Annotated in this window: 20 protein-coding genes and 1 pseudogene; 5 read left to right on the forward strand and 16 right to left on the reverse strand. The window is 40.9% G+C overall.

The genetic code is table 11. The features are described from left to right. From OVN23_RS06270 to OVN23_RS06295, 6 genes are all read right to left on the reverse strand, one after another. Entirely contained in the window at window positions 1-1,263 is a 1,263-nt protein-coding gene (locus tag OVN23_RS06270) for a glutamate-5-semialdehyde dehydrogenase (RefSeq protein ID WP_173218251.1), read from the reverse strand. A 9-nt stretch (window positions 1,264-1,272) separates the two neighbouring features. Continuing rightward, window positions 1,273-2,382: a glutamate 5-kinase gene (gene proB, locus OVN23_RS06275; RefSeq protein ID WP_240147146.1), complete on the reverse strand. Its 1,110-nt coding sequence runs from the start codon at window positions 2,380-2,382 to the stop codon at window positions 1,273-1,275. A 99-nt stretch (window positions 2,383-2,481) separates the two neighbouring features. Continuing rightward, window positions 2,482-4,365 (reverse strand): phosphorylcholine esterase CbpE, encoded by a 1,884-nt coding sequence (gene cbpE, locus OVN23_RS06280; RefSeq protein ID WP_173218247.1) that lies wholly within the window; start codon window positions 4,363-4,365, stop codon window positions 2,482-2,484. 2 nt (window positions 4,366-4,367) lie between these two features. Continuing rightward, complete coding sequence (locus OVN23_RS06285; RefSeq protein ID WP_267240841.1) at window positions 4,368-5,255, reverse strand: RluA family pseudouridine synthase; 888 nt, start codon at window positions 5,253-5,255, stop codon at window positions 4,368-4,370. Then, window positions 5,245-5,706 carry a signal peptidase II gene (lspA, locus tag OVN23_RS06290; RefSeq protein WP_173233900.1) on the reverse strand — a complete coding sequence of 154 codons (462 nt, stop codon included), beginning with the start codon at window positions 5,704-5,706 and terminating at the stop codon, window positions 5,245-5,247. The genes OVN23_RS06285 and lspA overlap by 11 nt, the downstream gene beginning before the upstream one ends. Continuing rightward, window positions 5,703-6,611 carry a LysR family transcriptional regulator gene (locus OVN23_RS06295; protein WP_001025693.1) on the reverse strand — a complete coding sequence of 303 codons (909 nt, stop codon included), beginning with the start codon at window positions 6,609-6,611 and terminating at the stop codon, window positions 5,703-5,705. The genes lspA and OVN23_RS06295 overlap by 4 nt, the downstream gene beginning before the upstream one ends. On the opposite strand from OVN23_RS06295, the gene OVN23_RS06300 reads away from it, so the two are divergent. Next, window positions 6,604-6,801, forward strand: a complete 198-nt coding sequence (locus OVN23_RS06300) for an AraC family transcriptional regulator (RefSeq protein WP_173233898.1) — start codon at window positions 6,604-6,606, stop codon at window positions 6,799-6,801. The genes OVN23_RS06295 and OVN23_RS06300 overlap by 8 nt on opposite strands. A gap of 52 nt (window positions 6,802-6,853) precedes the next feature. On the opposite strand, the gene OVN23_RS06305 is transcribed toward OVN23_RS06300, so the two are convergent. Together OVN23_RS06305 and OVN23_RS06310 are read right to left on the reverse strand one after the other, a co-directional pair. Next, the gene (locus OVN23_RS06305) at window positions 6,854-7,525 is read right to left on the reverse strand and encodes a CPBP family intramembrane glutamic endopeptidase (RefSeq protein WP_173218239.1); all 672 of its coding nucleotides are present in this window, start codon (window positions 7,523-7,525) and stop codon (window positions 6,854-6,856) included. 41 nt (window positions 7,526-7,566) lie between these two features. Continuing rightward, window positions 7,567-7,788 carry an SP_0924 family bacteriocin-like peptide gene (locus OVN23_RS06310; protein ID WP_173218238.1) on the reverse strand — a complete coding sequence of 74 codons (222 nt, stop codon included), beginning with the start codon at window positions 7,786-7,788 and terminating at the stop codon, window positions 7,567-7,569. Between the two features lie 270 nt (window positions 7,789-8,058). Between OVN23_RS06310 and OVN23_RS06315 the strand changes: the two genes are divergently transcribed. The 3 genes from OVN23_RS06315 (at window position 8,059) to OVN23_RS06325 (ending at window position 10,681) form a co-directional block, all read left to right on the forward strand. Further along, window positions 8,059-8,868, forward strand: coding sequence for a Cof-type HAD-IIB family hydrolase (locus OVN23_RS06315; RefSeq protein ID WP_173252994.1), 810 nt, complete (start codon window positions 8,059-8,061; stop codon window positions 8,866-8,868). Between the two features lie 141 nt (window positions 8,869-9,009). Continuing rightward, a complete protein-coding gene (locus OVN23_RS06320) occupies window positions 9,010-9,918 on the forward strand; it encodes an ATP-binding cassette domain-containing protein (RefSeq protein WP_173252995.1) in 909 nt (302 codons plus the stop codon). A 10-nt stretch (window positions 9,919-9,928) separates the two neighbouring features. Next, window positions 9,929-10,681 carry an ABC transporter permease gene (locus tag OVN23_RS06325; RefSeq protein WP_173252996.1) on the forward strand — a complete coding sequence of 251 codons (753 nt, stop codon included), beginning with the start codon at window positions 9,929-9,931 and terminating at the stop codon, window positions 10,679-10,681. 40 nt (window positions 10,682-10,721) lie between these two features. On the opposite strand, the gene OVN23_RS06330 is transcribed toward OVN23_RS06325, so the two are convergent. From OVN23_RS06330 to OVN23_RS06365, 8 genes are all read right to left on the reverse strand, one after another. Then, complete coding sequence (locus tag OVN23_RS06330) at window positions 10,722-11,600, reverse strand: sensor histidine kinase (protein WP_173218230.1); 879 nt, start codon at window positions 11,598-11,600, stop codon at window positions 10,722-10,724. Further along, window positions 11,597-12,298, reverse strand: a complete 702-nt coding sequence (locus OVN23_RS06335; RefSeq protein ID WP_173218228.1) for a response regulator transcription factor — start codon at window positions 12,296-12,298, stop codon at window positions 11,597-11,599. Before OVN23_RS06335 ends, OVN23_RS06330 begins: the two co-directional genes overlap by 4 nt. Before the next feature lie 189 nt (window positions 12,299-12,487). After that, window positions 12,488-13,363, reverse strand: a complete 876-nt coding sequence (gene aguB, locus OVN23_RS06340) for an N-carbamoylputrescine amidase (RefSeq protein WP_173218226.1) — start codon at window positions 13,361-13,363, stop codon at window positions 12,488-12,490. A 9-nt stretch (window positions 13,364-13,372) separates the two neighbouring features. Next, complete coding sequence (aguA, locus tag OVN23_RS06345; RefSeq protein ID WP_173218224.1) at window positions 13,373-14,458, reverse strand: agmatine deiminase; 1,086 nt, start codon at window positions 14,456-14,458, stop codon at window positions 13,373-13,375. Beyond that, window positions 14,455-15,582, reverse strand: coding sequence for a carboxynorspermidine decarboxylase (gene nspC, locus OVN23_RS06350; protein ID WP_173218222.1), 1,128 nt, complete (start codon window positions 15,580-15,582; stop codon window positions 14,455-14,457). Before nspC ends, aguA begins: the two co-directional genes overlap by 4 nt. Then, window positions 15,582-16,841: a saccharopine dehydrogenase family protein gene (locus tag OVN23_RS06355; RefSeq protein WP_173218220.1), complete on the reverse strand. Its 1,260-nt coding sequence runs from the start codon at window positions 16,839-16,841 to the stop codon at window positions 15,582-15,584. Before OVN23_RS06355 ends, nspC begins: the two co-directional genes overlap by 1 nt. After that, window positions 16,838-17,698: a polyamine aminopropyltransferase gene (gene speE / locus OVN23_RS06360; protein ID WP_000366729.1), complete on the reverse strand. Its 861-nt coding sequence runs from the start codon at window positions 17,696-17,698 to the stop codon at window positions 16,838-16,840. The genes OVN23_RS06355 and speE overlap by 4 nt, the downstream gene beginning before the upstream one ends. Further along, window positions 17,699-19,159 (reverse strand): aminotransferase class I/II-fold pyridoxal phosphate-dependent enzyme, encoded by a 1,461-nt coding sequence (locus OVN23_RS06365; protein ID WP_173218218.1) that lies wholly within the window; start codon window positions 19,157-19,159, stop codon window positions 17,699-17,701. It lies immediately after the preceding gene. 697 nt (window positions 19,160-19,856) lie between these two features. Between OVN23_RS06365 and OVN23_RS06370 the strand changes: the two are divergent. Then, a pseudogene (locus OVN23_RS06370) lies at window positions 19,857-20,552 on the forward strand (VIT family protein). The last annotated feature ends 1 nt before the right edge of the window (window position 20,553 follow it).

Consider the following 20,553-nt stretch of genomic DNA (forward strand, 5'->3'; position numbering starts at 1 on the left):
TTACTCCCTTATCTGTCCGTCACCAGTAACCACATACTTGTAGCTAGTCAATTCTTTTAAGCCCATTGGACCACGCGCGTGCAGTTTCTGAGTAGAAATTCCCATTTCACAACCCAGACCAAATTGGCCTCCATCTGTGAAACGAGTTGAGGCATTGACATAAACCGCTGCAGAGTCCACTTGATCTGTAAAGTAAGCTGCAGCTGCAGCGTTTTCCGTCACAATGGCATCCGAATGATGAGTACTGTGTGCTTCAATATGCTCGACGGCTTCCTCAAGACTTGAAACTACTTTAACAGCTAGGACATAGTCCAAAAACTCGGTGTCAAAGTCTTGATCCTCAGCTGCTTGGCCTGAAACAAACTGACTTGCTTTGCTATCCAAGCGGAATTGAATTGGTTCCAGTCCAGCTTCCTTACGCTCTGTAACTAGAACTTGCTCCAAGCGAGGAAGGAAGCTTGCTGCCTTGTCTTCATGAACCAGCAGAACCTCCATGGCATTGCAGACAGAAGGACGACTTGTTTTAGCATTGTTGATGATAGACAGTGCCTTGTCGTCATCTGCGTCCTTATCGACATAAACATGGACAATCCCAGTTCCTGTCTCGATAACGGGTACGATAGCATTCTCAACTACGGCATTGATCAAACCAGCTCCTCCACGAGGAATGAGAAGGTCTAGATAGCCCTTTGCCTTCATCATGGCATAGCTGCTTTCTCGGCTGGTATCTTCCACCAGTTGAATCACATCTGGGTGAATAGTAGTCGTCTCCAAGCCCTTCTTCAAGGCTGTGACAATAGCATGTGCTGTTTGATAGGCATCCTTACCACTACGAAGAACAACTGCATTTCCACTCTTAAGAGCCAAAGCAACCGCATCAGACGTCACATTTGGACGGCTTTCATAGATTATACCGATAACACCCATGGCCACACGTTTCTTGGTGATAACCAAACCATTTTCAAGCTGACTTGTTTCTAAAACTTCACCGATTGGATCTGGTAAAGCAACCACTTCACGAATACCAGTTGCCATCGCTTCTATACGACCTGCATCCAAATAAAGACGATCCAGCATCACATCTGAGATTTTACCTTTGGCCGCTTCCATATCAAGGGCATTGGCTGCTAAAATTTCCTCTGTAGCAGCTACTAAGTGATCAGCCATGGCTAGCAAGGTTTGGTTTTTCACGTCTTCACTAGCTGTATTGATTGATTTTTTAACAGCCTGTACCTGTTCAAATTGTTCTTGTGTACTTACCATAGTTTACCTCTAAAATTCTGTAAAGAGTAGTTGGATTTCAGGAGTAATGGAAATCCAGTCATCACGGTGAATCAAGACCCCCTTGGCTTTTTGAAAACGCAACATATCCTCCAAAGCAGATGCACCAAATTGCACACGCCCTTTTCCAAGTGATTTTCCACTTTCCTTGTCAAATACTGTCACGATATCACCGTAAGAAAAGGCTCCTTCTGCTTCAACAACACCAGATAAGAGAAGACTCTTTCCATGTTGGGAGAGAGCTTCTGCAGCCCCTTTATCAACCCAAATAGAACCTTGACTCTGAGCATAAAAGGCCAGCCATTGTTTCTGGGTACGAAGTCCTTTCTCTTGAGCAACAAAGTAGGAACCATCCTTGGTCTCCTCAGCTGCCTCAATCATGGCATCTGACTTCAAGGATGAGCAGATATAAACAGGAACTCCTGATTCCGTCGCGATAGTTGCAGCTTTGATTTTGGTTAACATGCCCCCTGTACCATTAGACGAACCTGCTCCACCGGCCATATCAATAATCTCACGATTGATAGTCTCGATTTTCTCCAAGCGTTTTGCTCTTGGATCTGAATTAGGATTTCCTGTATATAGACCGTCTACGTCTGTCAAGAGGACCAAAAGATCTGCTTGGACCATAGCTGCTACCTGGGCACTTAGAGTGTCATTGTCCCCGACCTTGAGCTCATCAATGACGACACTGTCATTCTCGTTAATAATAGGAATCGCCCCACGGCTAAGTAGAACTGACAAGGCTTGATGGGCATTTTTATAACGACGCTTATCCACAAAGTCGTCCTGGGTCAGCAAGATTTGTGCAGAAACGATTTGGCGCAAGAGAAGATTGGTCGTGTATTCTTCCAACAAAAGCCCTTGCCCTACCGCTGCTGAAGCCTGCTTATCAGCAATCTTAGTCGGACGCTTTTTAAATCCTAAGGCCCCAAAACCAGCCGCAATGGCACCTGACGACACCAAAATCAATTCATGACCAGCCTCGTGCAACATAGCCAACTGCTGGGTAATAGCCTTTACCTTACTACGTGATAAACTTCCATCCTCATTTGTCAGAGAAGAAGTCCCCACCTTAAAGACAATCCGTTTGTATTTCATAGTCTCACTCCGATTCTTCATATTCATCCATTATAACATGAATGACAGGAAATAGAAAAGAGTTGATAGAAAAAGAAGGCCCTAAAACCTTCTTTTTTACTACTGTTCTGATTCCGATTTGTTTGTACTCGTCTCAGAGCTTTTTGAAGTTGATGAAGTAAAATCTTGCCTAGTTGATGAACTTGCAACACTTTCATGTTGACTCGTTTCTTGATTTTCAAGATCCTTTTTCACTACTTCTTTAGATTCTTTTATTTCTGAATTACTTGTAGTTTTAATTGTAGCAGATTTCTCTACCGGAACATCCACTAACCAGGCACCACTTGAATCAACAGTATAGCCTTCTGGTGTCTTACCGTTCACAAGCAATTGACCATTTTCTTTCAAGAAGTACCATTTATCCTTGTCCTTGATCCAACCCACAGCTCGTGAACCGTCTTCCTTATAGAAATACCAATCGTTTGCCTTTTTAAGCCAGCCTTGCTTCATAGCTCCTGATTCTTCTAGATAGTAATGTTGACCTGCAACTTCTATTTCACCTGTCTTCATAATACCAGTAGAATTCATATAGTACCAAGTTTCTTTATCTTTTACCCAGCCCGTTTTCATTTCTCCTGATTGAGCAAAGTAATACCATTGCCCCTTATATTGAAGCCAACCTGTTTGCAGCGAACCATCCTTGGATAAATAATAATTCTGACCTCCAGTATTTACCCAACCAATTTCCATCTGATTTTCTTTGTTGAAATAATACCAGATTCCATCAATTTTCTTCCAATTTTTAGAAGAAGCACCAGAGTCTGTCAAATAGAACCAATGATTGTTCCATTTTTTCCATTGATTCTGTAACAAGATACCCGTTTGGTTAAAGTAATACCATTCACCTTCGATTTCATTCCAACCGACAGCATACTCTCCTGTAGAATCAGGTGCTTGATACCACCAATTCCCATACGCACTCTTATGCCAACCAGCTTGAAAACTTGGAATCGGCTTGTAGGAAGTTGAAATGTTTACTAAACCGTCTTTTCGAATATCAAAAACTGTTGCATCATAGTCTTTGCTGGCTGCGTTGATCCTCTCAATTCCTCGTTCTTTGAGCCAATTAACATACTCACTATCAACACCATTTTTCCAAGGTAGACTATCCGAAGTTTGAACAATCAAACTCGGACTCAAATTTTTAATGAAATCCTTGGTATTTGATTTGTTTGTATCATGGTGATGATTAAACTTCATCAAATCAACTTTTCCAATAAGAGGTCCATACTTATCTTCCGCTCCATGCACATTATCTAAGTCGCCCCCAAGGTAAATTTTCTTGCCATTGACTTTCACTACACTAATCAGGGAATTGGAATTGTCATCCCAAATTTTCTTTAATTCACCTGATGAATCAGTTTCATTTTCATAGTTATAGAGTTGAATATCCATGTCCCCAAACTGAAAATGAGCATCTTCCTGTGTGATGTTTTGAATAACTGAAACACCTTTTTCTGAAGCAGTCTGTAAAACCTTATCATAACCGTACAGGTTATCCCATAGACGTTCAGAATTAGTAATACGACTATCACTATATTTTTTAAGATAGACTCGGTCAACTGGATAGGTAGACAGTAATTCATCAACATTTCCAATATGATCACTGTGGGTATGGGTCACCAAAATAAAATCAAGTTTTTGGACACCCAATTCCTTCAAACGACGAAAGACACGGTCTGTTAGAACATGCTTATAAGACGTTTCAATTCCTTCTCTCCATGGATAGCGAGAATCACTTCCATCTGGGAAATCATAATCTTCTCCTGTATCCACCATGGCAAAATGTCCATTGCTTTCAAGAATAATCGCATCACTGCCACCTTCTTGAACATTGATAAAGTGGATTTTATTTCCTGAACTTTCTTGAGCTTGAACATTCCCATACCATGACAAACCTAAAAAAGCGCCTGCAAGTGCTAAACTAATCAATTTCTTTTTCATTCTTACTTCCTTAATTTCTCCAAGGTTTCCTTAAATATCTCTGGGATATCTGCTGTAAATTCCAAGGTCTCACCTGTTCTCGGATGGGTAAATCCTAGAGTCTTGGCATGGAGAAACTGTCCATGCCCCTTAAGTGTCTTGCGTGGACCATAGACTTCATCACCAGCGACTGAATGGCCAATATAAGCCATGTGAACACGAATCTGATGGGTGCGCCCTGTCTCCAGTTGCAACTCTACTAAGCTATAATCACCAAAGCGTTCCAAGACGTGAAAACGGGTAACTGCAGGCTTACCTTTAGCAGTCACAGCCTGTTTCTTACGGTCTTTTTCACTACGACCAATCGGTGCTTCAATGACACCGCGATCATTGGGCAAATTTCCATGAACAATCGCCCAATATTTGCGGAGAGACTTTTTATCCTTGAGTTCTTGGGCAAGTGCTAAGTGCGCCTCATCATTTTTAGCAATCATGAGAAGACCTGACGTATCCTTATCAATACGGTGAACGATTCCCGGACGCAAAACCCCATTGATACCAGACAAGTCCTTAATATGATACATAAGGGCATTTACCAGAGTTCCACTAGTATGACCAGCACTCGGATGCACAACCATCCCCTGAGGTTTGTTAACGATGGCCACATCCTCATCTTGGTAGATGATTTCTAGCGGAAGATCCTCAGCCACATACTCTAAGACCTCTGGTTCTGGCACATGGTAAGTGACGACATCGCCCTCTTGGACAGTGTATTTAGCTTTCTTGACTTGACCATTGACCAAGACCTGACCTGATTTGATTTGTTCATTCGCGAGACTGCGTGATAATTCTGTCAAATCCGACAAAGCCTTATCTAGACGCAGGCCACCAGTTTCAATTTTAATTTCCATTTATTTCCTCTTTTAGCATTGCAATCAATAAAATAATCACTCCAACCGTCAGATAGCTATCTGCCACATTGAAAATTGCAAAATTGATAAAGTCAAGGTGGAACATATCCACAACAAAGCCCTGACTGACTCTGTCAATAAAGTTTCCAAGACCACCTGCAATAATCAAGGTCAAACCCAAGACCATCCAGAGTGAGTCCTCCATGTGTTTATGTAGATACCAAATGGCACCTACCACGACGACCAGAGTAATGATAGCAAATAACAACTGCTGATCTTGTAACATCGAAAAGGCTGCCCCTCGATTTTGCAGGTAGGTCAAGCTAACGAAATTGGGAATCCAAGAATGCACTTCACCCAGTGGAATCTGTTGGACGATATAGGATTTAACCAACTGATCCAGCCCAATCAAAAGCAGTACAATGACTGCCACTATTCCTCTTTTTTTCATGATTTCCTCTTCTGATCAAAATATTCTTGCATGACTTCTACGAAAAGAGTTCCAGCCTGACTCAGCTCCACTTCCTCACGTTTAACATAGACCATGCGATTATCCAAATTATCCTTGAGACGAATAACTGTAATACCATTCACACTGTCACTATCCAAAAATCCAGAACCTGTCGCATAAGCGTCCGTCCGCTCCAAAATACCATTCAAGGTAGCACGGTCTGTCACATTAAACATCTGTGAACTCGCACTGGTATCAACAAAGTTCTCCGAATAATAAAGGTACTCATCTTTCTCTTGAGTGAAACGAACCGTTGGTAGATCTGCTAAATCCTCCATGACCAATTCCTCTTTCTGGGCTAAAGGATGCCCCTCTCGGAGATAAATATGGGTATGGAAGGGAATCAATTCAATGACCTCAAGACCCAGCTTTTCAACCCGTTGCATAATCCCCTTTTTATTTTGATTGTTGAGGTAGATAATCCCAATCTCACTATGCCCTTGCGCTACTTCATCTAAGATTTGAACAGTAGTCGATTCAAAAATACGGAAGTTCTTATAATCAGGATAGCGCTCTGAAAAGGCCGTAATGGTTGGTGGCAAGAAGTCATAGTGCTGACTAGCAATGGAAAATTCATCTTTTTCTTCCTCAGGGTTGGCATACTGATTTTGAAAAATATCAAATCCCTTGACCAATTCTTGCGCTTTTTCGTAAAATTCCATACCGCGACGGGTCAAGAAAGTCCCTGAGCTGGTCCGACGAAAAATCTTAAAGCCCAACTCTTTTTCCAAATCACGAACAGAAATGGACAGACTAGGCTGACTAACATACATCTTTTCAGCAGCTTCACGGAAAGTACCGCTATTCGCGATGGCCACAACATAGCGTAATTGTTGAATGTTCATCTTCTACCCCCAACTTCTTTATCTTTTCATTATACCATATTTTAGAAGTTTTCCAAAAAGGAAAAAAGCACATCCTATTCTCCTTAACTATCTTCACTATCTGCCTTTCTCAAGCCAATCTTATTTTCAAAATCAATTCAAAAAAATAACTGGATACACACCACTCCAGTATCGGAAAGAAAAACGATGACTATTTGTGAAAAAAAGAAAATGCCGGAAAGTTCCGACATTGTTTTAGTAAGCTAACTTCCTGAAAATAGGAGTAACCATACATTCCAGAAGGCAGTGATATTGATGAGAATATGAACTAGTATTGGATAGTAGAGATTTTTTGTCATGCGATACAGTAGAGCTAAAATGAGACCTCCACTAGCATAAATGAAAAAAGCAAGAGGTGTTAAAGCAAAATTGATATGAATATAACCGAAAATAATAGCAGAAAGCAAGACATCTCCGTACCAAGGCGAGTTTTTGAAAAAGGTTGTCATAAGCACACCGCGGTAAATCAACTCCTCAGCAATAGGGCCGATGAAGCAAGCTATGAGCAAGAAATAGGGTAATTCCTGTCTCCCCATCATTTCTATCGTTTCATTCAAAGAAATTTGATTTGAAGACGAGGGTATGAAATAAGACAAGAGGAAGTCAGACATATACAAAATGATGTAACCCAGTAAAAGGTAGATAAAGTGCCTCAGCTGCCATTTGAAATGAAAAGTCTTCTTTCCTGCAAAAACTAGTAGATAGATGACCGCTAATAAAAGACCTCCACTCTCCATCCAAAGCAGAATCTGAAAAAATTCACGACTTGCTGGTAGATAGGGCTTTGCGAGGTGATTGAAAATTCCCCAAAACCAAGTTGATTTGTAAAAAATTAAGGATAATGCTAGTAAAATCTGAATAATCCGTTTTTTCATATTAAATCCTCTGTTTTCTCCATATTCCTAATAAATTTTACTTAAAATCTCACAGGACTTCCTTTGCAAAGATGATTGCCTCCTCCAATATATCCTAAATCATAGGTTCCTCTGGGACAAAATCCATGAACCGGCATAGTTAATACCGGCTCTATTTGCCAAGGAAAATAACCATTAGGTTCTTTTCCATAGGGATCTGCTCCACCTTGTATCAGCTCTAATTCTTCATTTGTTAGATTTATATTTTTTGTCATTAAAATCATGATATATTTCCTCCGTTATTGTTTAGATTAGTTGAGTAATCTGATACTCATACCTACTTACAAAAAAACTATTTTAAGCTAGTTTTTTTATGCTTGTCTAGTTGCAACATTGACAATTTTAGTATAGCATATCTTGGCCAAATATCCTCTTCAAATCATGAATTGTTATCAAAACATCCTAAACTGTAAAATCAATTAGCCCCAAGCTTTCTATCAATTTCTTCTCCAAAATATGCTATAATAATACCAAAAGATAAAGAAGGAAGTCTTATGATTAAACTACTAGCCTTGGATATGGACGGAACCCTCCTCAATGAAGCCAAGGAAATCCCACAAGCTCATATTACTGCTATTCACCAAGCTATTGAAAAAGGTGTCAAACTGGTTCTCTGTACAGGTCGCCCGCTTTTTGGTGTCCTCCCCTACTATCAAAAACTGGGGCTTGATCTCCAGAATGAGTATGTGATTGTTAACAACGGTTGTTCAACTCACCAGACAAGTGATTGGGGGCTAGTCGACTGGCAAGAACTCAGTCCAGCTGACATCGAATACCTCTATGAGCTTGCTGAAAAAAGTGAGGTTCAGTTGACACTTTTTGACGAGACTCATTATTTTGTCCTCGGTGGCAAGCCTAATGAAATTGTTCAAAATGATGCTAAACTAGTCTTTTCAGACCTGACTGAAATTTCTCTTGAGGAAGCGACTAGTGGCAAGTACCGGATGTTCCAAGGGATGTTTTTGGGCACCAGAGAGCAAACAGACGATTTTGAAGAGCGTTTTGCTGGGGAACTCTGTCAACGATTTAGTGGAGTTCGTTCACAGCCTGTTATTTATGAAGCCATGCCACTTGGTACGACAAAGGCTACTGCTCTTTCTCGACTAGCAGATATTTTGAAGATTGATTCCTCAGAGATTATGGCTATGGGCGATGCTAATAACGATATCGAAATGCTCCAGTTTGCAGGGCTTGGTATTGCTATGGGAAATGCCAGCGATTATGTCAAATCTCTTGCGGATGCTGTTACAGCCAGCAACGAAGAAGACGGCGTTGCGCGTGCCATTGAGAAATATATTTTATAGTAAAGAAGCCCAGTTCATATCAACTGGGTTTTGATATTTAAGAATTCCTAAAACTTTAGAAACTCTTTAGAAATCCTTGAGCTTTCTTTGATTTCTATGCTTTATACTAAAGTTAACAAAATAAATCAAAAGGAGAGAATCATGAAAACAGTACTTGATATTCATGGATTGTCCAAAAACTTTGACAAACAAGCTATTCTTCAGAATCTTCATTTAACGATAAGAGAGGGAGATATTTATGGACTTATTGGAAAGAACGGAGCTGGGAAAACCACCTTGATAAAAATCATTACGCAACTACTGTTTGCGGATAAAGGGACTGTTTCCCTCTTCTCTAGCCAAACGGAAAATGAGTGGACCAAGGCTCTATCTCGAGTAGGTTCTGTTATCGAATCGCCTGTAGCTCATAATCACTTAACAGCCTATCAAAATCTGAAATATTACTGTATGATTCGTCATATTCCAAATGCTGATCAAGTCATTCGAGAAACGCTGGACTATGTAGGTTTGTCAGATACAGGTAAGAAAGTCTTTCGTGATTTCTCGCTAGGAATGAAACAAAGACTTGGTATCGCCATTGCCCTTCTATCCAAACCAGACTTCCTGATCTTAGATGAACCTATCAACGGTCTTGACCCAATCGGTATCAAAGAATTTCGACTAATGATTCAACGGCTCAATCAAGAAAAAGGGATAACCATTCTCATCTCTAGCCATATCTTGTCAGAACTCTACCTCGTAGCTAATCGTTTTGGTATTTTAGATCAAGGCAAGATTATCCGTGAAATCAGCAAGGCTGAATTTGAAACACTAAGTGAGGATTATATTGTGCTTAAGACAGCCGACCAAGAGAAAGCTTGTCAAGTATTGAAAGAACAAATCCAGCTCCAGTTCAAGGTTGTCAATCCTGAGAATGAAATCCACATCTTTGGTCAGGAACAAGATGTCAAACAGATTCTCAAGGAATTAACTTTGGCAGATGTTGACATTGACGAGATTTACTATGCCCGTCAAAACCTAGAAGAATACTTCACTCAATTGGTCGAATAGGAGGAAAATCATGATACATACCATTCAAGCAGACTTTTACCGTCTTTTCCGTTCCAAAGGATTCTGGATTACAGAGTTCATTCTCTTTGCTCTCATGCTAATGGGTGCAAGTATAGGAGCTACGGGTCATCTGATGGCAATCCAGGCAGAAGAATCAGAAATTCCAACCCAAGGTTGGAATGGTGTACAAGCCCTGATCAACGCATCTAGTCAAGGTTCAAACCTCGTTTTTCTCTGCATCATCCTAGCCTGCCTCGTTCTCGGAGTTGATTTAATCGGAAAGCTCTATAAAAATAGTTTGACAGTAGGTGTTTCTCGTACAGAGTTTTTCCTTGCTAAAGCCTTTGTAGTGGCTTGTATTGCACTTTTGCAACTTATCATCAGTCTTGTGATTGCCTTTGTTCCAGCAACTATCTTAAATGGATTTGGAACTATGCCTGATGGCTTTATCGGAAATCTACTGATAACCATTTTCCTTCAATTATTTTGCCTCCTTGCTTGGCTTTCCATTGTTTCCTTTATTCTCTATGTTAGCCATTCTTATCTTGCAGTATTTATTGGTTATTTTGTCAGCTCGATCTTACTTTCTATGCCAATGCTCATTTTTCCAAGTATCAAAATTTTGCCATATTTATCATTGCAATTTACTTATGCTATGACTGCTAATAGTGAGTCAATTCTCTACACATTTATAGGTAGCTTAGCTGTTATTGTAATCTTTAATATAAGTGGATTGATAGTTTTCAAAAAGAAAAGTCTATAAAAAAAGACCTCCTCTAGCCTACAGAGGAGGTTCCTTTTCGTTAAAAGTAAATACAAACCGATAACCACTGTCCATCTGTGCTTAGTTTCATCTCTGCACCGAGAAGATGACATAATTCCTCAGTGATATAAAGGCCTAAACCAGAGGATTCTTCCGTATCAGATAGATTTTCAGAATAAAAACGGTTGCTGAGATTTTCTATTTTTTTGATGGGCTGTTTGACAAGGTTTGCAATCTCTAAGACAAGCTGTCCCTTTTCCTTTCTCAAAGATAGACGCGCTTCTTCCTTGCCATGTTTGAGGACATTTCCAAGCAGATTTTGTAAAATTCGATCCAGCAAGTCTTCATCAGTTCTCATTTTTAAATCATCTTCAACCTTAAAATCAAGCGTGATATTCGCCGCTTGAAAAACATCATAATAAGCCAGAGTCTTTTTGGTGATAAAAGTTGAAAAATCCACTTCTTCCAGTTTCGGTTTGACAGCCCCTTCCATCAAACGACGATATTCTAGGAGTGCCTCCAAACGTTTGGAAACTAAATCAAGATGATTGGCAATTTTTTGTAGGGTTTCTGCTTGGTTTTCAGGAGACTTTATCAATTGTTGCGTGTAGCCTGAAGCGATAGTCAAAGGCGTCCGAATATCATGGGCGATATTGCTGATGGCCATATCCAGAGTCTGTTTTTCCCTTTTCATAACCAATCGAGATTGTTCCACTTCCTGAAATAGATTATCAATCTGCTGGTAGAGATGTAAAAAATGTTTGGAAAAAATGCTGACTCCGACTCTTTTCATACTACCTGTGAGAATCTTGTCTTCAATCTGTTGACTCAAGTTTTTAAGTGCTAGATGGTAGCGAATCAATGCAATCGATAAAATAATTAGGAGTACTAGTAGGACAAAAATTATCATGTAGGTCATTGCTTGTCTCCTTTTAATCTTACCCCAACGCCCCAGATGGTTTCAATATATTCTTGATTTGGGTCAAGCTGGTTTAATTTTTTACGAAGATTACTCAAATGCGTATTGAGGGTATTATCTCCAGGTAGGTAGCTCTCCTCCCAGACCAATTCATACAGTTCTTCCTTGGTGAAAATTTTCTTAGGATGTTTAAGGAGAGTTTGGAGAATCAAGCATTCTTTCTTGGCAAGGCGAATCGTTTCCTGGTTATTTTTGATTTCAAAACTTTCTGCATCAAACTGGATATTTTTCAAGTTTTGTGGCAGATTTTCAGTTTTTACTATTTCCACAGGCTGTTTTTCTGCACTTTGGCGTAACTGAACAGTAACTCTAGCAAAGACTTCATCCAAATCAAAAGGTTTCACTATGTAATCATTGGCACCATCTAAGAGATATTGACTGATTAGCTTCTTATCGCTCAAAGCCGTTAGCATAATGACTGGAGTTTGACTTTGTTCCCTGATGGCTTTTAAAACCTGATCCCCATTTTTCCCAGGAAGCATGATATCTAGCAAAACGAGCTCAATCCCACCTTGGTCAAAACGCATGATTCCTTCTGTACCGGAAAAGGCTTGAATTACCTCATGCTCCTCAGTAAGAAGTGTTCGCAAAATCTCTTGAATGTCACTATTGTCTTCAATAACCAATATCCTAGCCATAAATACCAACCTTTCTGCAACTATTATAGCATGTTTTATTGATAAAGCTTAAATAGAAAAGCTCCTCGCATTAAAGCGCGAGAAAGCCTTAGAGGGTTAAAATGTAAAATTCACTTGCTAGATGACCTAGTATCTTATAGTTGCTAGTAAAAACGAGTCTAGCATAATAAATCTCTCATTTCTCCCCTACTAGTCCGTAATTCGTCGATACATTTCTGGTCTTCTATCTCGAAACAAGCCCCAGTTTAGGCGTTCGCCTGCTCCCTTGTCAAGATCATAAGTAGCTAACAGAACAGCTTCTCCTTGTCTTTCAGCTCGCTCTAGAATAGCTCCTGTTTCATCCGTCATAAAGGATGAACCGTAGAAGTCAAGACTGGAACTCTGTCCACCATTTTCCTCACTAGGAGTGACTTCCTCCAAACCATAACGATTGGCTGCAATAACTGGGACAATATTTGCTGCTGCGTGTCCTTGCATGGTACGTTGCCAATGACCACAACTGTCCGTATCTAGGATAGGCTCAGAGCCAATAGCAGTTGGATAAAAGAGCAATTCAGCACCATTCAATGCAAGACAACGGGCTGTTTCAGGGAACCATTGATCCCAACAGATACCGATCCCAATCTTAGCATAGCGAGTATCCCAGACCTTGAAACCTGTATTGCCAGGCGTGAAATAGAATTTTTCTTGATAGTAATGGTCATCTGGTATGTGGGTCTTTCGATAAACGCCCAGCACTTCTCCATCTGCATCAATGACGGCAATAGAGTTATACAAGACATTGCCATCTTTTTCATAGAAACTGATTGGTAAAACAACTTTTAGTTCCTTAGCAATCACCTTAAAATGCTGAATGGCTGTATTGTCTGTCACCGACTGGGCATGTTGGTAGTAGTCATACTGACGTTCCTGACAGAAATAGGGACGTTCAAACAATTCGGGTAAAAGGATAATTTGTGCACCTTGTTCTGCAGCCTGACGTACTAAACGCTCCGCTGTTTGAATATTTGTTGCCACATCCTTGGCACATTGCATCTGAATGGCTGCAACTCTTACATTTCTCATCTTTTTCTCCTATTCTGGGATTTGTTGGGTGATACAGTGGATATTGCCACCACCTAAAAGAATATCTCTGGCTGGTATTCCGACAACTTTACGGTCTGGGAAACACTTACTGAGGATATCTAAGGCCACTTGGTCATTGACATCCTCGAACTGTGGAACCAAGACTGCCTTGTTGGCGATATAAAAGTTTACGTAGGAAGCTGCTAGTCGTTCACCTGCGTATCGCTCTTCTTCTCCTTCTTCATAGATGTAGCCTGGCAGATCCTCTTCGGTTACAACTTGATGAAGAGCTGGAATTGGAAGTTTATGAATGGTAAACTTCCGTCCTTTTGCATCTGTCTCTTGCTCTAAGAGTTCGAGATCTGCTTTTGACATGGCATATTGAGGATCACTTTCGTCGTCCGTCCAAGACAAGACAAGTTCTGCAGGACCAACAAAGGCAGCAACATTGTCAACGTGTTCATTGGTTTCATCCTGATAAATACCATAAGGAAGCCAGATAACTTTTTCAGCACCAAGGCTCTCTAATAAGGTACTCTCGATTTCCTCTTTACTTAGATGAGGATTGCGTCCAGGGCTTAGAAGGCAACTTTCAGTCACAAGAATGGTTCCTTGACCATCGCTATGAATGGCTCCGCCTTCAAGGACGAAAGGCTTAGCATCGTAAACAGGCATTTCCAAGGCCTCAGCAAAACGACTGGCTACTTGGTCATCATCTTCATAATCTTGATAAAGACCATCATAGGTGCCACCCCAGGCATTAAAAGCCCAATCGACTGCCAACTTTTCTCTTTTATCATTGACAAGAATAGTTGGACCTGTATCACGCGCCCAGGCATCATTGGTAGGAATGTCTAAATAAACAGCGCTATCTCCAAGGTAGTCTTGGGCTTCAGCTAAGTAGTCTTGGTCCACCAAAAGATAGACTCTTTCTCCTTCTGCTATGGTTTTGATAATCTGACTAAATGCTCTTTTAGCAGCTTTTCCTTGAAAAGGCCATGAACCTGGTCGAGTCGGCCATATCATGAGGGTACCATGATGGGGTTCGTACTCTGCTGGCATGTGATAGCCTAATTTTTTTGGACTGTCCATCATGATAATCTCCCTTTAAAGTCTTGATAACCAAAAGATTTGACTAAGTTGCAGTCTCCCTGTTCGTCCATGAGATAGAGACTTGGCAATCCAATACCATTAAAGGTATTATTTTTGACAAAAGAATAAATAGCCATGTCTTCAAAATAAAGTCTATCACCGATTTGAACTGGATTTTCAAAGCTATAATCACCAATCACATCGCCTGTCAGACAGGTATTAGAAGAAAGTCTATAGGTATGGGCTTTTTCCTGTGCCTCAGAGCCATTTCTCAAAGGTGGACGATAGGGCATCTCAAGTACGTCAGGCATATGGCAGGTCGCGGAGGCGTCTAAAACCAAGATTTCCATACCGTTTTCGACAATATCTAATACCTCAGTTGCTAGATAACCTGCATTGAGCGCAATGGCTTCACCCGGCTCGATATAGATTTCAAGATTGTAAGTTTCTCGGATACGTTTGATTTCAGAAATCAGCAAATCCACATCGTAACCTTCTCTTGTGATGTGGTGTCCGCCCCCCATATTGAGCCACTTTACCTCATGTAAGTACGAACCAAATTGCGCTTCTACTGCTTTCAAAGTTGTTTGTAAATCATCTGCTCCCTGCTCGCAAAGGGTATGAAAATGAAGACCATCCACCAAATCTAGTAAATCACTAGGAATCTTGTCTAGAGTGACTCCAAAACGAGAGCCTGGTGCACAAGGGTCATAGAGCGCGTGATCACCCTGAGTTGAACACTGAGGATTGAGACGTAAACCTACACTGATACCAGCTTTCCGACAACGAGCCCCATGTTTACGCAACTGTCTCTCAGAGTTAAAAACGATATGGTCTGTTATCTCAAGCAATTCCTCCAAGTCTGCATCCTTGAAAGCTGGCGCAAAGACATGGACTTCCCCTTGAAATTCCTCTCTAGCTAGCTTAGCTTCATAGAGTCCACTAGCTGTCGTACCTGATAGATACTGGCTAATCAAGGGATAGGTTTTATAGAGGGAATAGGCCTTCTGGGCAAGCAAAACCTTGCAACCAGCTTCTTCTTGTACATATTGTAGAATGCGGCAGTTTGATTCTAACTTTGCCAAGTCAATGACGTAAGCTGGTGTTGGTACTTGTTCTAGCTTCATTAGTCCACCATTTGTGGATTTTCAACCACAACCCAAGGCAAACCGTACTCATTCAAAGCTTCCATAAATGGATCTGGATCCAATTCTTCAAGGTTATACACTCCAGCTTGTTTCCAAGTACCGTTCATAACCAATTTTGTCCCAATCATGGCTGGAACGCCTGTCGTGTAAGAAATAGCTTGTGAACCAACTTCTGTGTAACATTCCTGATGGTCGCAGACATTGTAGATGTAGATGGTCTTTTCAACGCCATCTTTTACACCTGTAAAGATACATCCAATATTGGTTTTTCCGACTGTACGTGGACCAAGGCTTGCAGGATCTGGAAGTAGCGCTTTTAAAAATTGGATTGGAACAATTTCTTGACCGTTAAAGTTAATGGTATCCGTACGAAGGAGCCCAACATTTTCAAGACATTTCATGTGCGTCAAGTATGATTGACCAAAAGTCATAAAGAAACGAATGCGTTTGACTCCAGGAATGTTTTTGGCCAATGATTCAATTTCTTCATGGTGAAGGAGATACATGTCTTTTTGTCCAACTTGAGGGAAATCGTACTCACGCTTGATAGACATAGCTTCGACTTCAACCCATTTTCCATCTTCCCAGTAAGAACCTGGCGCAGAAACCTCGCGTAGATTGATTTCTGGGTTGAAGTTGGTCGCAAATGGATAACCGTGGTCACCACCATTACAGTCTAAAATGTCGATATAGTGGATTTCATCAAAATAATGTTTGAGAGCATAGGCAGAAAAGACACTAGTCACACCTGGGTCAAAGCCAGATCCAAGCAGAGCAGTCAAACCTGCTTCTTTGAATTTTTCCTGATAAGCCCATTGCCATGAGTAGTCAAAGTAGGCGGTAAAACCAAGTTCTTTGCAACGTTTTTCGTAGATAGCACGCCACTCAGGGTCTTCTGTGTCTTCTGCTTCATAGTTAGCCGTATCGATATAGTGAACACCTGTTTCCAAACAAGCATCCATAATGGTTAAATCTTGATATGGTAAAGCTACGTTCAAAACAGCTTCTGGTTTGTAGCTTTCAATCAGGGCAATCACTTCTTGAACCTTGTCAGCATCAAGAGCAGCTGTCTCAATCTTTGTACTTGTTTTGCCTTCCAATTTAGCTTTCAAGTCATCACATTTTGACTTGGTACGGCTAGCAATCATAATTTCTGTAAAGGTTTTGCTATCTTGACAAATCTTTGAAATAGCAACTTGGGCAACGCCCCCACATCCAATAACTAATAAACGACTCATTTTTTTCCTTCCTCTTCTTCTAAAATGTCCTCAACATACTTGGGTAACATAAAGGCTCCCACGTGTAAGTTTGCAGTGTAGTATTCTGTGAAAAGCTGGCGTTTTTTCCAGCCTTCCTTGTCAAAATCTTTAACAGGGTGGTATTTTTTCGATGCAAATCCAAACAACCAATAACCAGCAGGGCTGGTTGGGATATGGGCCTGATAGACCCGACTGATTGGAAAGGCTTGATTGACCTTGCGGTGCATGCTTCGACAAGCTGACTCATCCTCGTCAAAGAAGGGACTCCCATGCTGGTAAATCATGATGCCGTCTTCTTTCAAGGCTCTGTAACTGTTACCGTAAAATTCCTTGGTAAAGAGCCCTTCCGTATGTCCAAATGGATCTGTCGCATCGTTGATGATAATATCGTAGTCATCTTCGCAGTTTCGCAAAAAGCGTAGCCCATTTTGATAGTAAATGGTAACACGAGGGTCATCAAGTCCCGAAGCAAAGTCTGGGAAATACTCACGACAGACCTCAACCAACATCTCATCTGGTTCCACAATATCGATTTGCTCCAGTTCAGGATAGAGGGTTAATACTTGGGCAACACCACCGTCACCACCCCCAATAACCAAGACTTTCTTGGGATTTGGGTGGACAGCCATGGGAACATGAACGGTCATTTCATTGTAGACAAAATCATCCGCATCTGAGAACAAGACGTGCCCATTTAAAATTAGTATTTTCCCAAAAGCTGGTGTATCCAAGACTTCGATATCCTGCCATTCACTTTTACCAGCGTAGAGTTGCTTGGCTGTTCTCAGGGACAATTTCACATCTGGAGTATGAACTTCAGAAAACCATAAATCCATCTAGTTCTCCTTTCTCTTAATGACGTTGATGTGATTGACCTCTGGATCTTCCGTCCCTTGGAGGGAGCAACCACGTTCCTTGGCAAATTGGATATAGTCGACAATTTCTCGTGTAATGCGTTCTCCAGGAGCCAAGACAGGAATACCTGGAGGATAGCACATGACAAATTCCCCACAGACCTGTCCAACAGATTCGTCTAAAGACAAACTTTTTCTCTCTGAATAGAAGGCTTCCTGAGGAGAAAGGACCAACTCGGGCTGGATATATTCTCCAGCTATCAAGTCCTTCCCATCTCGTGAATAGAGTCTCTTGATATCAGCCAAAGCACCGACCAAGCGCTCGATGTCTTGGATACGGTCACCAATCGAAATATAGGCCAAGATATTGCCAATATCACCAAACTCAATCTGAATGTCGTATTCGTCTCGCAAGAGGTCGTAAACCTCGATACCTGTTAAGCCAATACCCTGAGTGTAAACTGACAACTTGGTCACGTCAAAATCGCAAACGGACACTCCGTCTATTAACTCTTTTGAGTAGGCATAGTAGCCACCTATGGCATTGATTTCACGACGAGCGTACTCGGATAGCTCGATGACCTTCTCAAAAGACTCTTTACCACGAAGGGCTAAATTCCTACGTGAAATATCCAAACTAGCCATCAACAAGTAAGAGGCGGATGTTGACTGGGTCAGATTGATAATCTGACGTACGTACTCGGGATTCATCTGCTCCCCGATTAAAAGAAGCGAACTTTGTGTCAAACTCCCACCAGACTTATGCATAGAAACTGCTGCCATATCAGCACCTGCATCCATAGCAGAAATTGGAAGTTTATCAGTGAAATGCAAATGCGCTCCGTGGGCTTCATCTACTAAAACCATCATGCCAGCTTCATGAGCCATTTCTGTCAAACCCTTTAGGTCTGAACAGATTCCGTAGTAAGTGGGATTGTTAATCAAAATGGCCTTGGCATCTGGATGGTCCTTTATGGCCTGGGCTACTCGGTCATTTTCAAGACCTAAAGCGATACCAATCTTAGGATCTACACTCATCTCGATATAGATGGGAATGGCACCACATAGAACCAGCGCATTGATGGCAGATTTATGGACATTTCGTGGCAGAATAATCTTATCTCCAGCCTTGCAGGTTGACAGAATCATAGTCTGCACCGATGAAGTTGTTCCACCAATCATGAGAAAGGCATGGTTAGCTCCAAAAGCATCCGCCGCTAGCTCCTCTGCATCCCGAATAATCGAAATAGGGTGACCAAGATTATCCAAGGGTTTCATCGAATTGACATCAATGCCAACACATTTTTCACCTAACAGTTCGACAAGTTCTGGATTTCCCCGTCCGCGCTTGTGACCTGGAACATCAAAGGGAACAATCCTTTTCTTGCGTAACTTCACCAAGGCCTCATAAATTGGGGCTTGGTTTTGATCTAACTCTTTCAAGACATACTCCTTTCCATATTTTTAGTACCTTATGAAAACTAAGGAACTAAAGGTTGACTCATGAAAAAAGAGCAGGATTTCACCTGCTCTGCAATCTTCTGACGTTTTTATGTTTGTTTCTGTTGAGTATGTCTGTTCCCGATGTTTCCTAACTCTCTAGTAGCAAATATTACGTACTTTATTGATCGTTTCACAAGATGACGTGTGCTTTCACCACACTAAAAATTTATGAATTAGGACAAGTGTCCTAACATCAACTTATAAAAGTAGGCTTTTAACCCTATCAATAATGTGGTTTTTCAACCACGCTTCGGCATTCAACCCTGCCTGTCCGTAGGCATTTTTTACTCGGGTTTATATTTGCTAGAAAACATCATCTCATTTTCTAAGCTCCATTACTATATCATGTTTTTAAGAACTTGTAAAGCCTTTTACGAAAAAAATATAAAAAAGTTCGCAAAATATTTGGATTTTATTTGATTTAATACTCATTATTCTCTTGTAAACGATTATAAAGTGAACAAAATGTTTATCGTATTTAATTTAAAAATTCTATACTCTTTACCTTCGGTGTTTGATCTATTAGAGAAGATGTCGACATTTTTATATCATTAAAATCGTGCAACTTTTTTCAGATACTTTTAAAAGATTGATTTCATTACCTCTTTCCTTTATACTGGATAAAAAGGAGATTAGTATGTCAGAAACAAATCACGAAATCGATTCAAATTTTGCAGGTCGTTTAAATATCCTGCGTGCTGGTGTTCTTGGTGCCAATGATGGAATTATTTCCATTGCTGGTGTGGTTATTGGGGTTGCCAGTGCCACCAGCAATATCTGGATTATCTTTTTATCAGGGTTTGCGGCTATCTTGGCTGGTGCCTTTTCTATGGCTGGTGGGGAATACGTATCCGTTTCAACTCAAAAAGATACTGAGGAAGCGGCCGTTGCGCGTGAGCAAGTCTTGCTAGACCAAGATATGTAACTAGCCAAAAAGTCCCTCTATGCTGCCTATATCCAAAATGGCGAGTGTGAAACATCAGCCCAACTTCTCACCAACAAGGCCTTTCTTAAAAATCCACTCAAGGCTCTGGTAGAGGAAAAATATGGGATAGAGTATGAAGAGTTTACCAATCCTTGGCATGCTGCCATTTCTAGTTTTGTTGCCTTTTTCCTTGGTAGCTTACCACCAATGCTTTCAATTACCATTTTCCCAAGTGATTACCGCATCCCTGCTACCGTCCTTATCGTCGGTGTGGCCCTTCTTCTCACTGGTTACACTAGTGCCAGACTTGGAAAGGCTCCGACTAGAACAGCGATGATTCGGAACCTTGCTATTGGTCTCTTGACTATGGGAGTTACTTTCCTGCTCGGACAACTTTTCAGCATTTAAT

The sequence above is a fragment of the Streptococcus sp. Marseille-Q6488 genome (assembly GCF_946902925.1).
Taxonomy (GTDB): Bacteria; Bacillota; Bacilli; order Lactobacillales; family Streptococcaceae; genus Streptococcus.

Excerpts from the sequence above, each read along its gene's own strand:
- OVN23_RS06310 (WP_173218238.1), bottom strand. The coding sequence starts at position 7,788 with ATGATTTTAATGACAAAAAATATAAATCTAACAAATGAAGAATTAGAG.
- OVN23_RS06315 (WP_173252994.1), top strand. The coding sequence starts at position 8,059 with ATGATTAAACTACTAGCCTTGGATATGGACGGAACCCTCCTCAATGAA.
- OVN23_RS06355 (WP_173218220.1), bottom strand. The coding sequence starts at position 16,841 with ATGAGTCGTTTATTAGTTATTGGATGTGGGGGCGTTGCCCAAGTTGCT.
- OVN23_RS06335 (WP_173218228.1), bottom strand. The coding sequence starts at position 12,298 with ATGGCTAGGATATTGGTTATTGAAGACAATAGTGACATTCAAGAGATT.
- proB (WP_240147146.1), bottom strand. The coding sequence starts at position 2,382 with ATGAAATACAAACGGATTGTCTTTAAGGTGGGGACTTCTTCTCTGACA.
- OVN23_RS06300 (WP_173233898.1), top strand. The coding sequence starts at position 6,604 with ATGTTCATCTTCTACCCCCAACTTCTTTATCTTTTCATTATACCATAT.
- OVN23_RS06320 (WP_173252995.1), top strand. The coding sequence starts at position 9,010 with ATGAAAACAGTACTTGATATTCATGGATTGTCCAAAAACTTTGACAAA.
- OVN23_RS06330 (WP_173218230.1), bottom strand. The coding sequence starts at position 11,600 with ATGACCTACATGATAATTTTTGTCCTACTAGTACTCCTAATTATTTTA.
- speE (WP_000366729.1), bottom strand. The coding sequence starts at position 17,698 with ATGGATTTATGGTTTTCTGAAGTTCATACTCCAGATGTGAAATTGTCC.
- OVN23_RS06305 (WP_173218239.1), bottom strand. The coding sequence starts at position 7,525 with ATGAAAAAACGGATTATTCAGATTTTACTAGCATTATCCTTAATTTTT.
- OVN23_RS06270 (WP_173218251.1), bottom strand. The coding sequence starts at position 1,263 with ATGGTAAGTACACAAGAACAATTTGAACAGGTACAGGCTGTTAAAAAA.
- lspA (WP_173233900.1), bottom strand. The coding sequence starts at position 5,706 with ATGAAAAAAAGAGGAATAGTGGCAGTCATTGTACTGCTTTTGATTGGG.
- OVN23_RS06285 (WP_267240841.1), bottom strand. The coding sequence starts at position 5,255 with ATGGAAATTAAAATTGAAACTGGTGGCCTGCGTCTAGATAAGGCTTTG.
- cbpE (WP_173218247.1), bottom strand. The coding sequence starts at position 4,365 with ATGAAAAAGAAATTGATTAGTTTAGCACTTGCAGGCGCTTTTTTAGGT.
- aguB (WP_173218226.1), bottom strand. The coding sequence starts at position 13,363 with ATGAGAAATGTAAGAGTTGCAGCCATTCAGATGCAATGTGCCAAGGAT.
- nspC (WP_173218222.1), bottom strand. The coding sequence starts at position 15,582 with ATGAAGCTAGAACAAGTACCAACACCAGCTTACGTCATTGACTTGGCA.
- aguA (WP_173218224.1), bottom strand. The coding sequence starts at position 14,458 with ATGATGGACAGTCCAAAAAAATTAGGCTATCACATGCCAGCAGAGTAC.
- OVN23_RS06325 (WP_173252996.1), top strand. The coding sequence starts at position 9,929 with ATGATACATACCATTCAAGCAGACTTTTACCGTCTTTTCCGTTCCAAA.
- OVN23_RS06295 (WP_001025693.1), bottom strand. The coding sequence starts at position 6,611 with ATGAACATTCAACAATTACGCTATGTTGTGGCCATCGCGAATAGCGGT.